The sequence below is a fragment of the Bradyrhizobium sp. STM 3566 genome, from assembly GCF_045571445.1.
Classification (GTDB): domain Bacteria; phylum Pseudomonadota; class Alphaproteobacteria; order Rhizobiales; family Xanthobacteraceae; genus Bradyrhizobium; species Bradyrhizobium vignae.
In genome coordinates this window covers 2,205,506-2,221,605 of the sequence record NZ_CP120692.1, presented here as the reverse complement: position 1 = coordinate 2,221,605, position 16,100 = coordinate 2,205,506, and the positions used below count along the sequence as shown (strand labels likewise).

Below are 16,100 nucleotides of genomic sequence, written 5' to 3'. Positions count from 1 at the left end.
CTGCCGCTGCGCTGCGACTAGTCACCAGGCGGGCACGATGGCTGTTCGAAAACGTCGTTGTGGCTGAGGTCCCGCAAGTCGGTACGCCGGCCGAATGACCACAGAATCCATCCGAGTTCGTAGCTGCGGCACTCGAGGCGAACTCTCACGTCAGCACTGTCGATCAGGGTTTCATCGTTCTCGAGCCAGGTGTTTCTGAGCGCGCGCAACATCCGCCGAGCCCTGCTCTTCAGTTCATGCTTGCGAACCTGCGAACGGAGCGTCAGGCTGAGCTCCGGCACAAGCATTGTCCGGCCCAGTTGGTTGTGGCCCAGCACCCAGTTGAATCCCTTGACCAGGGCATCCCGCGCTCCTCGTCGTCCGAAACGCTCGGCCCATTCCAGCAGCGCCGGGGCCATTCCATACTGATGGACTGAATAGACTTCGTAGAAATCGAGGACGCGGCCACTCTTCGCATCGAAGAACCACGGCCATTCACCCTGGGGTCCCTGAAGCGCGATCAGATTGCGCACACAGGTGTCGGCCATGACGAGCGCGGACACGTCTGCGGTGAATTCGCCGTACTGATAGCAGGCGATTGAAAGGTAGGTCTGCGTCGCAAATGACGCAAAGCGGCGACGGAAGCCGGACGGCGCATCGAAAAACAATCCGGATTCGCTATGGAAACGCTCCTTCAGGAAACGGTAGAGCGGGCTGGCGAAGCATAGCCACTCCCTCTCGCCTGCCCTGGCCTGCGCGATGACCCCCGTCAGCAGCATGCCCAGGTCCTGAGCCCGAAACGCGGACCATTGCGACTGATCCGAGAGAATCGCTTTCAGCTCGGACCTCACCCGCTCCGGAATGGGAAGGCGGAGCTCGGCGGCGGCCCACAAGGCCATGCCGAACGCATATTTCCGCACGGGAAGCGCGGTGAGACTCATGGCATTTCGATGGAAGATCTCCGGGAGATCAATGTCAGCCGGAAGTTCCGCGACCCGTGACATCCCGAGCAAGACATTGAGGGTATAGAACACGTCGCTATGCGCTATCGACTCGTTTGGCGAAGCCCGCCCGTCGAGGTGATAGATATGCGACCAACGGCGCTCGCGAGGCAACCAGCAGCGTTCCAGCCCTCTGAGCGCATAGTTCACCAGAGGCGAGTTTGGCGACAACCCCTTCGCTGGAGCCGGCATTATGAGCTTCACACCAGAATTCGAGCTGATCATCATCATCGACAGTGCACCATGGTAATCCCCGTCAGTATTCCCGGATGCTTTCATCGAGACCACGGAGTAGTGGATAGAGGAAATATGAAATCACCGTGCGCTTTCCGACCTTCATCTCAGCCGTGACCGCCATACCGGGAATGAGCTGAAGATGTTCCGGCGGCAGCCGAAGGTGCGTGTCCCGCAAATCGACCAGCACGCGGTAATAGGGACTGGACGCGCGACGCGCACCTTCGACCTTCGGGTCTGGCGAGAACGAGTCCTGGCTAATGACCCGGACCTCACCAGTCGCCGTGCCATATTTCTGGAACGGAAACGCCTCGAACTTGATCCGTACCCGCTGCCCGATCGCGAGCTGGCCGATATCCTTGCCATCCACATTGACTTCGGCCTGGAGTTGAGCGTCCCGGCGAACGAGTAGGAACAGGGTTTCCGCCTCGCGAACGACCGACCCGACGGTCCGATTGGCAATCTCGAGTACGAACGCATCTGCCGGAGCGCGCAGTACGATCAGTTGGCGACGAAGCTCGGCCTTCTTGAACTCTTCAGCGGCGCTGTCACGCTTGCTCAAAGTCTCGACAAGCTCCTGGTAAGCGGAGCGGCGAAACTCTTCGGCGAATACTTTTTGATCCGCTCGGGATTTGTCCAAACGATGCGAACTATCGGCAATGCTGCCCCGAACGCGCGCGAGATTGCTCTCGACTTCCAGCCTCGCATCACGAGAAAGCAGGAAATTCAGCCTTGAACCCACTTCCTTGGCCATTAGCGCGCTTCGCATGGTTTCGATCAGCTGCATGTTTTCCAGCCGCTGAGCCAGAACCGTCTCTTCATTTTGCGCTGTCTTCAGATTCGCTTGCGCGGAAGCTATCTGCGCCTCATAGTTCTGAAACTGTGCGTCATAAGCGCTCCTTCTCTGCAGGAACACCTTCTGCTGCAGCACCTCATCGGGATTTTCAAAATTCCTGACTACATATTCTGTCCCGTCCAATTCGGCGCGTAGCCGGGCAATGGCGGCATCGAACGCAGCGACGCGCATACGCAACTGATCGAGATCCGCCTGCGAAAAGGTTGGATCGAGCGTCGCCAGCAAGTCGCCGCGATTGACGCGATCGCCGAGCTTGACGTGGATTTGGCGGATTACCGACGTTTCCAATGGCTGAACCACCAGGTTGGGACGCGTGGTGATCAGCTTCCCCTGCGCGGTCACGATCATGTCAACTCGCGAGACGGATGCCCACGTGATCGCGGCCGCGATCACAGCTACAACACAATAGAGTGTCATTCGTGCTACGCGTGGCGGGTTGCGCTGTTCGATCTCCGCTGCATCGGGCTGAAATTCCCTGACAACAGGCGGCGGCGCTGGGCTAGGCCGCAGCAGCCCTCGGCGCCTCCGGTCGCCCTTCTTTGGAGAGGCCGGTAGGTCGGTGCTTGGTTGAACGCGCGTTTTCTCTGTCCCGATCATGCGATCTGCTTCGTCTGCTGGTTCCAGAGATGTCTATAAATCGTGCACTTGTGCAGTAGCCGGTCGTGACCGTCCACATCGACGATCTTGCCGCGGTCAATCACCAGGATTTGGCTCGCGTCCGAAAGCATCGATAGCCGGTGCGATACGATGATCACCGTTCGTCCCTCGGCAATGCGGCGCAGATTGCGCCGAATGATGGTTTCACTCTCGGAATCGAGCGCGCTGGTTGCCTCATCCAAGATCAAAATGCGCGGATTGACGATCAACGCGCGGGCAATCGCGAGCCGTTGCTTCTGTCCGCCTGACAGGTTCGATGCTTCTTCCTCCAAGAGGGTATCGAAACCGCGAGGCAGCCGTTCGATAAACTCATCAGCGCCTGCGAGTTGCGCGGCCCTCACGATCTCACCGAAAGTGGCATCGCGCTTAACGCAGGCAACGTTCTCGCGCACCGTGCCTCGGAACAGAAAATTGTCCTGCAGCACGAGTCCAAGATTCTGACGCAGATGAATCAAGTCGAGTTCGCGCGAGTCATAGCCGTCGATCCGCAGCAATCCCTGCTGCACCGGGTACATTCCGGCAATGAGCCGCGTCAGCGTCGTCTTGCCCGAGCCGCTCCGGCCAACTACTCCGACGATCGAACCAGCCTTGATCGAGAACGACACATCATCAAGTGCCGGCCTTCCTTCTCCATAACGGAAGGTGACGTTTTCGAATTCTATCTTACCGGCGAAGTGCGGCCGCAACCCTTCGCGGTTGCCGTCGTGTTCCAGTTGCTGGTTCATCACCTCGCCGAGCATCTTAACGGCAAGGAGTACCTCCTGATATTCATGGACCATCGTCACCATCTGGACCAATGGTCCCGAAACGCGACCGGCCAGCATGTTGAAAGCGACGAGCGCGCCGATCGTCATTTCGCCGCTGAAGACGTCCAACGCACCAAGAGCGATGATGCCGAGTGTCATCATCTTCTCAAGGAAGCCCGTCAACGACTGGGCCCCCGCGGAAATTTTTTCGACGCCAAATCGCATCGAAACCGACTGAGCACAGCAATCATCCCACGCCCTACTCTGTCGCGGTTCCATGGCCAACGATTTCACCGTTCGCATACCATGCACACTCTCGACCAGCAGGGCCTGTTTTGCGCCCTCGGCCTGATACAGATCATAGAGACGTCGGCGGAACGGCCCCGTTAAGATCGCGACGACGCCTCCAATTACGATCGTGAAGGCGAGCACCAGCCCTGTCAGCTTAACGCTGTAGAGCGCCAGCACCGGGATGAACACGAACAGCGATAGAGCGTCCAAGGTCGTCAGGAATAGCCGACCGGTGAGGAATTCGCGGATCCGCGCAGCCTGCTGCATATGCTTCACTAGAACGCCGGCGGATATGTGCTCGAAAAAGGCGACGGGCAGACCGAGAAGGTGTCCGAATGTCCTGGTGGCGACCCGGATATCGACCTTGTTGGTCGCATAAAGCAGCAAGTATCGCCGCAGAAAGCTGAATATCGCGTCAAAGGCCAGGGCTACGGTCGCGCCGGCCGCGAGCACGTAAAGCGTCGTGAAGCTCTCGTGCACGAGAACTTTGTCAATCACCAATTGAAAGAAAATGGGAAGCGCGAGACCCAGTGCATAGAGTAAGATGGCCGCTATCGCGACGTCCGCGAACAGCCGCCATTGACGCAGCAGTTCGGGCAAAAACCATCTCAGCCCGAACACCCTTTGGCGTGCTGACGACGGGCGCTCACGCTTGATCAGAATGACATCGCCGCTCCACCGCGCGCAAAAGCGGTCCTTGTCAACGATCAGCGGCTCGTCCTTGCGCTCTGCGAGTGGATCCCAGATGGTGGCCGCCTCGAGGCCATCGGCTCGCGGCGCACCCAAGATAACGACCCAATTGTCGTTCGAGAGCCGGACGAGCGCCGGATATGCCTCGCCCAGGTGGCTTAGCGCTCCCCAATCGAGGTGCGCAGTCTGCCCACGAAGTCCCGCCTCGCGGGCCATTCGTAGCAACCGGTCGATCGAAAGCATTGAGCCGTCGGTGGCATAGACGTGCCGAAGGCGTTCCGCAGACAAGTCGATGCCGTGATGGGCGGCGACCTTTGCCAAACTTTCAAGCGCGGTCCAAGACGCCGACGGCGCGCCTTCGTCGGAGGTCGTCGGGGCGCATTCGCGATCGATTTCAGCGGAAGTTGGTTGAGACATTAGGAGGCCGTGCTGCATTTGGCGCGGGTCGATCGCGCTCCAGCGACGAAACGACGTGCGAAGGCTCGGTGGTCGAGCCTGATCGGGCGCGCCGGATCGCGCCGGCATCGACTAGGCCCTGAAGCGCGTTCTGCATCACCTCAACGGAGTTCGCGAAGGCTTCCACCGAGAAGATTAGCCGCTGACGAAAGACTTTCTTGGGAGCGTTGTTGTCGTCCCGTTCGGTGGGTGACAGGCTCACCAAGTCTACGCGCACGATCGACCCACCGACCGTGATTTCGTCCACTCCATCCGTATAGATTTCGGCATGCATCCTACTATTCCTTATGCTGCTAACTGGGGCTGAAACACCACGTCGGCATAGTAGTTGCTGGCGCTGAAGCTGCTGGTCGGAAAGAGCCCGGCAGTGTTGGTGCCGCCATAGGCGTAGACGCCGTTGCCGCCGCTGGACGCCGATGAGGGCGCCGTCAGCGGGCCGCTCGTGAGCGAGTTGGTGAAGAAATTATTGGTCACGACGTAGGCTCCGCTCGTGTGGTAGGAGGCGACATAGGTCGTGTTGGCGGCGATCGAGACCGGCGTCGCCAGCGTCACGGTCTGCCAGCCCGTCGCCGTGGTGTTGCTGAAGGTGGCGCTGGCCAGCTTGGTGCCGGTCGAGCTCCAGAGGTCGAGCAGATCCGTGCCGGTGTCGCCCGGGCTGCGGTAGAACTTCAACGCGGTGATCTGTCCGGCAGACGACGACGTGAATTTGACGCCGACCTCGAGCGGCGTGCCATCGTTCAAATTGGTCTGCGCCGGCGTGTTGGAAGCCGTGAACAGGCTCGCGGGCGGCGCAGTCGAAGACACGGCGATGTTGAAGGTCTCGCTGGCGGACTGACCGGCGGGATCCTTAGCCGTCGTTTTGACGGTGATCGTGCCGACGTTCGCCGATGTCGGCGTGCCGCTGAACGTCTCGGTCGGCCCATTGAAGTTCAACCACGAGGGAAGCGGCGTGCCGTCGGCCAGTGTCGCCGCATAAGTGAGCGGGTCTCCGTCGGCAACGGTAAAGGTGTTGGCGGGCAGCATCAGCGAGAAGGCCGAGCCGACGACCGCGGTCTGGTCGGGTGTCTGGTTCGTCAACACCGGCGCCGGGTCGGTGGTCGAACCCGAAGAGAACACCACGTCGGCATAGTAGTTGCTGGCACTGAAGCTGTTGGTCGGGAAGAGCCCGGCAGTGTTGGTGCCGCCATAGGCGTAGACGCCGTTGCCGCCGCTGGACGCCGATGAGGGTGCCGTCAGCGGGCCGCTCGTGAACGAGTTGGTGAAGAAATTATTGGTCGCGACGTAGGCTCCGCTCGTGTGGTACGAGGCGACATAGGTCGTGTTGGCGGCGATCGAGACCGGCGTTGCCAGCGTCACGGTCTGCCAGCCCGTGGCCGTGGTGTTGCTGAAGGTGGCGCTGGCCAGCTTGGTGCCGGTCGAGCTCCAGAGGTCGAGCAGATCCGTGCCGGTGTCGCCCGGGCTGCGGTAGAACTTCAGCGCGGTGATCTGTCCGGCAGACGACGACGTGAATTTGACACCGACCTCGATCGCCGAGCGATCATTCAAATTGGTCTGCGCCGGCGTGTTGGAAGCCGTGAACAGGCTCGCGGGCGGCGCAGTCGAAGACACGGCGATGTTGAAGGTCTCGCTGGCGGACTGACCGGCGGGATCCTTAGCCGTCGTTTTGACGGTGATCGTGCCGACGTTCGCCGATGTCGGCGTGCCGCTGAACGTCTCGGTCGGCCCATTGAAGTTCAACCACGAGGGAAGCGGCGTGCCGTCGGCCAGTGTCGCCGCATAAGTGAGCGGGTCTCCGTCGGCAACGGTAAAGGTGTTGGCGGGCAGCATCAGCGAGAAGGCCGAGCCGACGACCGCGGTCTGGTCGGGTGTCTGGTTCGTCAACACCGGCGCCGGGTCGGTGGTCGAACCCGAAGAGAACACCACGTCGGCATAGTAGTTGCTGGCACTGAAGCTGTTGGTCGGGAAGAGCCCGGCAGTGTTGGTGCCGCCATAGGCGTAGACGCCGTTGCCGCCGCTGGACGCCGATGAGGGTGCCGTCAGCGAGCCGCTCGTGAACGAGTTGGTGAAGAAATTATTGGTCGCGACGTAGGCTCCGCTCGTGTGGTACGAGGCGACATAGGTCGTGTTGGCGGCGATCGAGACCGGCGTTGCCAGCGTCACGGTCTGCCAGCCCGTGGCCGTGGTGTTGCTGAAGGTGGCGCTGGCCAGCTTGGTGCCGGTCGAGCTCCAGAGGTCGAGCAGATCCGTGCCGGTGTCGCCCGGGCTTCGGTAGAACTTCAACGCGGTGATTTGTCCGGCAGACGACGACGTGAATTTGACACCGACCTCGATCGCCGAGCGATCATTCAAATTGGTCTGCGCCGGCGTGTTGGAAGCCGTGAACAGGCTTCCTCCGCTCCCCCCACCTGTGACGTTGATGCTGATACTGGCGGGGGTCGCCTGCACATTGACACTGTCGTCGGTCGCGCGCGCCTCGACGACCTGCGCGCCAGAGCCCGACGCAACCCATGTGTAGCTCCAGCTCGTCGTTCCGCTGGCGGGGTGCCAGGTCTTGCCGCTATCGGTCGACACCTCGATGCCGGCCACACGTCCGCCGACATCGGACGCAGTGCCGGTAATCGTTACCTGCTGGCCCTGACTGACGCTGCTCCCGCTCGTTGGGGAAGTGATGACCGCCGTCGGCGCGGTTGTGTCGGTCGAGGCCTGCGCAGCTACAAGGCCAGTCTGAAGCGTCTGCGGCTGCACTCCCATGTCGGCGAACAGGTTCACCATGGATTGCTCAACGGCAGTGCTAACCGGTGCGGTGATGCCGTGGAATGGGACGTATTGGTTCGACAATCCCCACGACCACATGACCGTGCCGGCGCCGAAAACCAAGGCTCCGCTGGTCGGATCACGGTAGAGCGTGAGACTGTGCGTGGCTGTGCCGGGACCGGTAGTCAATCCGTTGTCGAGCAGCAGCGTGTTGACGTTCATCGTTGTCGAGGACATGTCGATCAAGCCGCCCGGCCGAAAGCCGTTATCGAGGTCGCTGTCCCATTCGTAGCCAAGCAGGTTGGTCAGCGTTCCTCCGTTGCCGCTGGCAACGCTGGTATTTCTCCAGAAGCGGAGCTGCGACATGCTGGCCGGAATCGTGATGTTGGAGAGCGTGCCGGAGTCGTCGACCGTGAAGATCGGGCCGGAAAGCGAATTCTCCGGAGTTCCGGGTCCGTAAACAGGATCGCGAAACAGCCCCGCTCCGCCGTTCGCAGTTCCGTTAGGATCGATCTGGGCGCCGCTCCAAATGTCCTTGTATTCGATGATATTCCGGTTCGGCGTATGGCTGGCGTCGAAGCTCGGAGCTAGCTGGGTGTCCCAATAGATTTGGTTACCGCTCAGGAAAGCGAGATTGACGCCCGCATCTGCCGCCGCCTTGACATTGGCAAATTGCGATTGGGACCAATATTCGTCGTGGCCAACGTCGACATAAGACTTCGAATTTAGCAGCAGTCCGGCATTGGTCGCGGCATCGATACCCGAGATGTAATTGAGATTATAGCCGTTCCGCTCCATCCAATAGATTGCCGCGTACTCTTCGCCGAACAGGAAGTCGGGCGGCTGAGCCAAGTTGGAATTCACATTCATGGCGATCGGACGGTTGTAGCTCACTTCATATGCGCGATCGCTGTTCGTACCGCTAGGGCCCTGATACAAGTTGTATCCGCCCCACGGATTATATGCTTCCCAGGTCGTATCGCTGGTCTGGAACAGAATGTCCGAGGTCGTGCCGTCATTCCGAACGATGAACGGGATCATGTTCTGGTAGTTGCCCGTATCCGATGTCAATTTCGCGAAATAGACGCCTGACACCGCTGTGCTCGGGATCGTCCATGAGTCCGTCACGGACCAGTTTCCAGCGTCGACGGTATTGGTTGCAGAATTGAAAATCGGGTTCGGCTGATTGTCCGTTCCGGTGTGATGCATGCTCGTGATCAAACGCGCGCCGTTGCCGCCATAATAGCCAAGCCGGTAGATATCGAGCTGATAGCCGGTCACGCTCGCGGCGGTGTCAATCTTGAAGGAGACCGTCTGTCCAGCGTTGGTGCTGATCTGGGTCGCAAAACCTTCAATCTGCGAGTCGCCCTGGTTGGCGATCGAGCCGTGGATCGACCACGTACTCTTCGGCGTACCTGCTAGTTGATTCTCCGTGACGATCTTGTTGCTTGCGTCGGCGAACGTCGTTGTCGCAGTCTGGCCGCCGGAGGTCGCCGTGAGCTGCAAGGTCGCACCGGTCGCACGGCCGTCGACGGGCACCTGCCATTGCGCGACCACTGTGCCATTGGCGAGCCCGTCCAAATCGCCGGCGCCGCCGTCCTTGATCGCGAATGGCGTATAAACATCGGCAATGCCGTCAGCACCCGGCGCACTCGGTAGGTCAGCGATCTGGAAGGTGACCGACCCTCCGGACAGGAGGCCCATTGCGGTAAACGTTGCAATGCTACCAGGCGGGTAATCCGCGGCGTCCGCAGCTACTGAAAACGAACTCGTCGCGCCGGAGTTGCCGGCACCGGGATGCAAAGGCGTGGTCGCGCTTGAACCAGGGAACGCACCACCGCCTCCACCCGCCATGCTGGTCGCCCAGTCGAACTGCTCGAGCCGTTGTGCGGAGGAGCCTTGTTCTGTTCCGGCGCGGATTCCTGCGTGAGGCTCTGGCCAAAGCCAATTCCGCGCGGTCCGGTCGACCTGCGCGCTGGCGCTCGAGGTTCCGTCATCGCGGCCCAGCTCCGCCATGCTTGGCCATTGCAATCCGGTCGATGCCGCCGTCTCAGCAGGACCGCCGGGATCCGGCAGATTGGTTGACCCAAGCCAACCGTTCCAGGTCCAGGGGTCATCTTCCAGTGATCCGCGAGCCCGCAGCGCTCCCTGAGCATTGAGCAGAACTCTCGTGAAGAACGCGCTTGATTTCTGGCCCCGCATGGCAAAGCCCTCCAATCGCTCAGGTAAGATTTAATTAACACATTTATCTCGTCAATTCACATTTAAAATGCGTTTTGCAACATGATATTTATTTCTATATTTCTAAATGCGTCCTTTCAATCCGCCTCGCGCCGAAGCGATACGATTTCATTCAGATATCTGCCATAGCCGCTCTTCTCGAGGGGTCTCGCAAGCGCCAGGACCTGGTCGCGCGTGACGAAGCCCAGCCTGAAGGCGATTTCCTCCAGACAGGCGATTTTCACTCCCTGCCGCTGCTCGAGGGTCTGAACAAAAGTTGCGGCATCAACCAGCGACTCGACCGTGCCAGTGTCGAGCCAGGCAAATCCCCGCCCCATGCGCTCGACATGGAGAGCATTGGCTGTAAGGTAGCGCATCTGCAGATCGGTGATCTCCAGCTCTCCACGCGCAGATGGCTCGACGCGGCGAGCGTACCGCACGACGCGATTGTCGAAGAAATACAGTCCAGTGATCGCCCAACTTGAGATTGGCTTGTTGGGCTTCTCCTCGATCCGCACCGGCCGATCTGCCTCATCGAACGTAACGACGCCATATCGTTCCGGATCCCGCACATGATATGCGAAGACGGTTGCGCCTTCCTCACGTGCCGCCGCGCGGGCGAGCAGCGCGCTCAAGCCATCGCCGAAAAAGATGTTGTCTCCGAGCACCATCGCGACGCGATCGGTTCCGATGAAATCGGCGCCTACGATGAAGGCTTCCGCAAGCCCGCCGGGACGGGGTTGTTCGGCATAGCTGAGCCGGATTCCCCACTGGCTGCCGTTCCCGAGCAATCGTTCGAACTGGGACCGATCCGCCGGGGTCGTGATGACCAGGATTTCGCGGATTCCTGCCAGCATCAGCGTCGACAGCGGGTAATAGATCATCGGCTTGTCATAGATGGGCAGCAACTGCTTGCTGACCACACGTGTGATCGGATAGAGCCGCGTTCCGCTGCCGCCAGCCAGGACGATTCCCTTCAGCATCGGTGTCTCCTCTTCCGACGAGTTGGTCGAGACAGGTTTCGAGAGAGTGGCGCCAGGCCGGCAATCGAATTCCAAACACGCGTTCTGCTTTGGACGAGTCCAGGCGCGAGTTTACGGGCCTGCGAGCAGCGCACGGATACTGCTCTGTCGTGATCGCTTCCAACGCCGGCGGCCGTACCCCGCGACGGGACAAACCGTCGAAGATTGCCTCGGCGAAGCCGTGCCAGCTCGTTGCTCCCTGGCCGGCCACGTGAAAGATGCCGGCTGCGATGCGGCGGTCATCGGTGAACGGCCGCTCCGCAATCTTCAGGAGCGCTGCGGCCAGATCCGCCGCTGACGTCGGGCTTCCGTGTTGGTCGCAAACGACCCTTACGACCGGACGCGTTTCGGCCAGCCGCAACATTGTCCGAACGAAGTTACTGCCTGTCGAGCTGTAGATCCAAGATGACCTGACGACGGTCGCGAGGGGATGCGCCGCCAACACGGCCGCCTCGCCGGCCAGCTTTGATGCGCCGTATGCGTTCAGCGGCGCCGGCACGTCGGTTTCGTCGTAAGCCTCGCATTTGGCGCCATCAAAGACATAATCGGTCGACACATGCACAAATGGAATGTTTCTCTGCCATGCGACATCCGCCAACGCGGCCGCACCATCGCGATTGATGTTGAAGGCTTTTCCGACTTCGGACTCCGCCTGATCCACGGCCGTATAGGCCGCGGCATTGATGATCATGCAGGGGGCGATCGAGGCGACCGTCCTGTCGATTCCGTCCCGGATCTCGAGATCGAGCTGCTCACGTCCGAGGGCCACCGCAGTCAGACCGCGAAGCGCAGCGAGATCACGAAGGCAACTGCCCAATTGGCCATTTCGACCAACAATCAGAATCGGCTGTTCGATCATTGGCAACCTCAGTGTTGGGTGGCTGGGAGACCAAGACGCGAGCCGTCGTAGACCATATTGCGAGCCCGTGCCCACCAGGTGCCGCTGGCCAGATACCATTCGACCGTGTCGGCGAGACCTTGCTCGAAGCTTCGGGTCGGCCGCCATCCCAGCTGGCTGCGAGCTTTGGACGCATCGATCGCGTAACGTGCGTCGTGTCCCGGACGGTCCGGCACAAACGAGATCAGCGATCGCCTCGCTGCCGGCCCTGGACGCAAGCGATCGAGCGCGTCACAAATCCGGGTGACGACCTCCAGGTTCGAGCGCTCGCTGTCGCCGCCGAAATTGTACTTCTCTCCGGCCCTGCCTTCGAATAGCAGCCTGATCAGGCCTGCTGCGTGGTCCTCGACATGAAGCCAATCGCGCACGTTGCTGCCGTCGCCATAGACAGGCAACGACTTGTACTCGATCGCGTTGAGAATCGTCAGCGGAATGAGCTTTTCCGGGAATTGAAACGGTCCGTAATTGTTCGAACAGTTCGACACGATCACCGGCAAGCCATAGGTCTTGTACCAGGCGAGCGCGAGGTGGTCCGAGGCGGCTTTGCTCGCCGAATAGGGTGAACTCGGCCGATAAGGGGTGTCTTCCCGGAAGCAGTCGGCCGGCCCTAACGAACCGTAGACCTCGTCGGTCGACACGTGAATGAACCTGAACTGTCTCTGCCGCTGGCTTGAAAGCCCGTCGTAATATCGCCTGGCTGCTTCCAGCAGAGTATAGGTGCCGACGATATTGGTGCTGATGAACGCCGCCGACCCGGTAATCGACCGATCGACATGGCTCTCCGCTGCCAAGTGAATGACTCCGCTCGGCTCCCATTTGTAGAACAGACGAGTGATCGCCTCCTGATCGCAGATGTCGTGCTGCTCAAATCGATAACGGCTGGTACCCTCGATGGATGCCAGCGATGCCAAATTGGCCGCATAGGTCAACTTGTCGACATTGACGACCGAGGCCTGCGCTTCCAAGACCAATTGGCGACAGACCGCAGACCCGATAAATCCAGCTCCACCCGTCACCAGGACACGCATGACACGTCCTCTATTCAAAATTCAAATACTGAAGCAAGCTGGCTGAAAGTGGGAAGCGCTCGATCCTTCGGCGAAAGTTGTGCCTCTGAGGCCTTCACCGGCCACTCGATCGCTAATTCGGGATCCGCCCAATAAACGCCGCCATCGTGGTCCGGCGAGTAGACCTCATCGACCTTGTAAAAGACCGTGGTTTGAGGCTCGAGCGTGCAGAAGCCGTGCGCGAACCCTTTTGGAACGAGCAACTGCCCGTCGCTCTCGCTATCCAGCTTGACCGAGACGTGCTTGCCGAATGTCGGCGACCGGCGCCGCAGATCGAGGACCACATCAAGGATCGCCCCCCTCAACACGCGGACGAGCTTGGCTTGCGCGAAGGGAGGCCGCTGGAAGTGCAATCCACGGATTGTCCCAGCCCGTTCGGAGCAGGACTGATTGTCCTGGATGAAATCGTAAGAGATTCCGTTTTCGGCAAAAGCAGAGCGGCGGAACGTCTCGCAGAAATAGCCCCGCGCGTCGGAAAAGCGCTGCGACCGGACCATCTTGACATCCGGAATCGCCAGACTTCGCACTTCCAGCATGACCGCACGCTCCGATACGCGGCGCTATCCGCCCGGACGGTCACCGATCTCCCTGATGTCCTGCAAACCGAGCCTTCCGGCGAACCAGTTCCGCTTCGCTCCGTTCGCGACAAAGTATCGGGTTTAATCGGGGACCCTTCCATCAATCCAAATTAATTATTCGGCAATTAATGCCTGAGCCAGATTTAATTGGCAATACAAAATTTATCGGATATATTATTTTAAATGCGATCGCGGATCCAAATATGCGTCTGCGGGATGCTCCCGCGCGATCGTCGACAGCCGAGAGAATTGTCCGATGCTTCAGACCCATACGTTGCAGCCCGATGGGGCGCGCCTCCCTTCCGCCATGCAAATGCAGTCGGACCGACAAAACACCGGGGGCATCGGCGACCTCATTAAATTAGCGTTCGTATTTATACGGCGCCAATACCTCGTCATCATTTTCACCGCGGTCCTCGCAGGTGCCGCCAGCCTCATATACCTACGACTGGTCTCGCCGGCCTATACGGCCCAGGTTCAGGTCCTGTTCGAGAATCCAAGAGCGCAATTCCTTCAGAAACAATCGCTTCTATCCGAACCGATCGTCGACGTTACTCAGATCGAAACGCAGCTGCAGATCATCAAGTCGCAGGCGACCGCTGCGGCTGTGATCAAACAGTTGAAGCTGTGGGATCACCCGGACTTTAGGGAGTCGCGGCCGCTGCAGTCATGGTTGCTGGGCTGGCTGCAACGATGGAGGTCAAGTCCGCCAGAAGGTACGCAACCCGCTCCGCCAGAGCAGCCCTCGGAAGCCACGATTGCGAACTTTCTGGATCGCCTGTCCGCAGGTCGAGTCGGCTATAGCCACGTGATCGAAATCGCGTTCACCTCGAGCGATCCAGCGCTGGCGGCGGACATCGCGAACGCAATTGCCAAAGCCTACATCAATGATCAGCTCGAGGCGAAGTTCGAAGCCACTCGAACGGCAACAAGCTGGCTCCGGGAACGGTTGCGAACTCTCGGTGAGGAGGCGCTGACCGCCGAACGTGCAGTTGAGGCATACAAATCTCAAAATAACATCGTTTCGTCCGGTGGAAAGCCGATCGACGAGCAGCAGATCACGGAGCTCAACACCCGGCTGGCCGCCGCCCGCGCGCAGAGTTCAGAGGCCGCGGCCAAGTTGTCGCGCTATGAGGCTCTCCTTGGTGTCGACCCGGCAAAACCATCCTCGATCAGCAATCTGGATGCCATCGGCTCCGACGCGATGAACAGTCCGATCATTACGTCGCTGCGCCAGCAATATCTCGAACTCGCCAGGCGTGAGGCCGAGCTATCCGCCCGCGTCGGTCACGATCATCTGGCGGTCGTCAACATCCGAAACAGGCTGCGTGAATATCGCGTCTCCATTCTGGACGAGGTTAAGAGGCTCTCTGAAATCAGCCGCAGCGAGGCCGAACTTGCAAAGCAGCGGCAGCAAGAGATCGAAAAACGTCTGTCTGTGGCCATTGCGCAGTCGCGGCTCACGAACTCGGCGGAGCTGACGATAAGGGATTTGGAAAGTCGGGCGAAGAGCCTGCGGGGCCTCTACGACACCTTCCTTCAGCAGTACATGGGCTCGGCACAGCAGGAGAACTTCCCGATCTCCGAGACCCGTATCATCTTCCCCGCTTCTGCCGCTCAAACCAAGAGCAAACCGAAAGCGAAGGTCGTGCTGACCTTCGGACTTCTGGGGGGGCTCGCGCTGGGACTGCTCCTCGGCTTCGTGCGAGACGTAATGGACCGCGTTTTCCGCACGTCCTCCCAACTCGAGGCTGCGCTCGAACTGCCGTGCCTGTCTCTCGTGCCGATCCTGAGTTTGCCCAGGCAGCAGAGGCCGGCGGCTCGGCTTCAACAGCCGCAGGAAGACTCGAATCAACGAATACTTCCGACCGCTCCGGACATTCATCGCGCCGTCGTGGGCATGCCTCTCTCTCGGTACACTGAGGCCATCCGGGCGATCAAGATTGCGATCGACCATAGCCCGGCAAAGACGCCGAACCAGGTGATTGGCGTGACTTCTGCCCTGCCAAATGAGGGCAAGACCACGATTTCCGCTTCCGTGGCGCAACTTATCGGACACAGCGGGAAGAAGGTGATCATAGTCGACTGCGATCTCCGGAATCCGTCGCTCTCGGCCCGTCTCGTCCCCAAGGCCGTGGATGGCATCATCGAAGTCATGAACGGCGATCGCTCACTCGAGGAGGTGGTATGGCGGGATCCGAGGACGGCTCTCGCCGTTCTTCCGGCCGTTCAGCGCGGGCCCGTGCTTCATTCAAGCGAGCTTCTGTCCGACGGCGCGATATGCAAGCTCTTTGATCGCCTGCGGCAAAGCTATGACTATGTCATTGTCGACCTTCCGCCGCTGAGTCCGCTTGTCGACGTACGGGTCACGGCTCCTCTGATCGATTGTTACGTTCTCGTCGTCGAGTGGGGACGCACGAAGATCGACGTCGTACAGCATGCACTGCACACTGCCCCGACGATCTCGGACTCGCTGATCGGCGCAGTCTTGAACAAGACCGACATCAAGGCGATGAACCGATACGACTCCCACCGAAGCGATTATTACGATGACAGTCACTATGTCCGCTATGGTCTCTCGAGCTCCTGAGCGGCCTGTCGCCGTGCATCATCGCCACTTGTGCGCTGAAGAGCCTACCGATCTGAACATT

Annotated in this window: 10 protein-coding genes; 1 reads left to right on the top strand and 9 read right to left on the bottom strand. The window is 59.9% G+C overall.

Going from position 1 to position 16,100, the window contains the following annotated elements:
• Positions 1-17: 17 nt before the first annotated feature.
• The 9 genes from P6U27_RS10530 to rfbC all read right to left on the bottom strand — a co-directional run bounded on the left by P6U27_RS10530 (position 18) and on the right by rfbC (position 13,407).
• Positions 18-1,211 carry a hypothetical protein gene (locus P6U27_RS10530; RefSeq protein WP_407194000.1) on the bottom strand — a complete coding sequence of 398 codons (1,194 nt, stop codon included), beginning with the start codon at positions 1,209-1,211 and terminating at the stop codon, positions 18-20.
• Between the two features lie 25 nt (positions 1,212-1,236).
• Positions 1,237-2,667 (bottom strand): HlyD family type I secretion periplasmic adaptor subunit, encoded by a 1,431-nt coding sequence (locus P6U27_RS10525; protein ID WP_407193999.1) that lies wholly within the window; start codon positions 2,665-2,667, stop codon positions 1,237-1,239.
• Positions 2,664-4,871 (bottom strand): peptidase domain-containing ABC transporter, encoded by a 2,208-nt coding sequence (locus P6U27_RS10520; RefSeq protein ID WP_209296092.1) that lies wholly within the window; start codon positions 4,869-4,871, stop codon positions 2,664-2,666. The genes P6U27_RS10525 and P6U27_RS10520 overlap by 4 nt, the downstream gene beginning before the upstream one ends.
• Positions 4,849-5,184 (bottom strand): hypothetical protein, encoded by a 336-nt coding sequence (locus P6U27_RS10515; protein WP_122402108.1) that lies wholly within the window; start codon positions 5,182-5,184, stop codon positions 4,849-4,851. The genes P6U27_RS10520 and P6U27_RS10515 overlap by 23 nt, the downstream gene beginning before the upstream one ends.
• Before the next feature lie 11 nt (positions 5,185-5,195).
• The gene (locus P6U27_RS10510; protein WP_407193998.1) at positions 5,196-9,368 is read right to left on the bottom strand and encodes a DUF4082 domain-containing protein; all 4,173 of its coding nucleotides are present in this window, start codon (positions 9,366-9,368) and stop codon (positions 5,196-5,198) included.
• A gap of 614 nt (positions 9,369-9,982) precedes the next feature.
• Positions 9,983-10,867, bottom strand: a complete 885-nt coding sequence (gene rfbA / locus P6U27_RS10505) for a glucose-1-phosphate thymidylyltransferase RfbA (RefSeq protein WP_209296595.1) — start codon at positions 10,865-10,867, stop codon at positions 9,983-9,985.
• Positions 10,776-11,765, bottom strand: coding sequence for a dTDP-4-dehydrorhamnose reductase (rfbD, locus tag P6U27_RS10500; RefSeq protein ID WP_209296596.1), 990 nt, complete (start codon positions 11,763-11,765; stop codon positions 10,776-10,778). The genes rfbA and rfbD overlap by 92 nt, the downstream gene beginning before the upstream one ends.
• A gap of 8 nt (positions 11,766-11,773) precedes the next feature.
• Entirely contained in the window at positions 11,774-12,832 is a 1,059-nt protein-coding gene (gene rfbB, locus P6U27_RS10495; protein ID WP_209296597.1) for a dTDP-glucose 4,6-dehydratase, read from the bottom strand.
• A gap of 14 nt (positions 12,833-12,846) precedes the next feature.
• Positions 12,847-13,407, bottom strand: a complete 561-nt coding sequence (gene rfbC / locus P6U27_RS10490; protein WP_209296598.1) for a dTDP-4-dehydrorhamnose 3,5-epimerase — start codon at positions 13,405-13,407, stop codon at positions 12,847-12,849.
• A 298-nt stretch (positions 13,408-13,705) separates the two neighbouring features.
• Here rfbC and P6U27_RS10485 point away from each other — a divergent pair, with 298 nt between their 5' ends.
• Positions 13,706-16,039, top strand: coding sequence for an AAA family ATPase (locus P6U27_RS10485; RefSeq protein ID WP_245163363.1), 2,334 nt, complete (start codon positions 13,706-13,708; stop codon positions 16,037-16,039).
• The last annotated feature ends 61 nt before the right edge of the window (positions 16,040-16,100 follow it).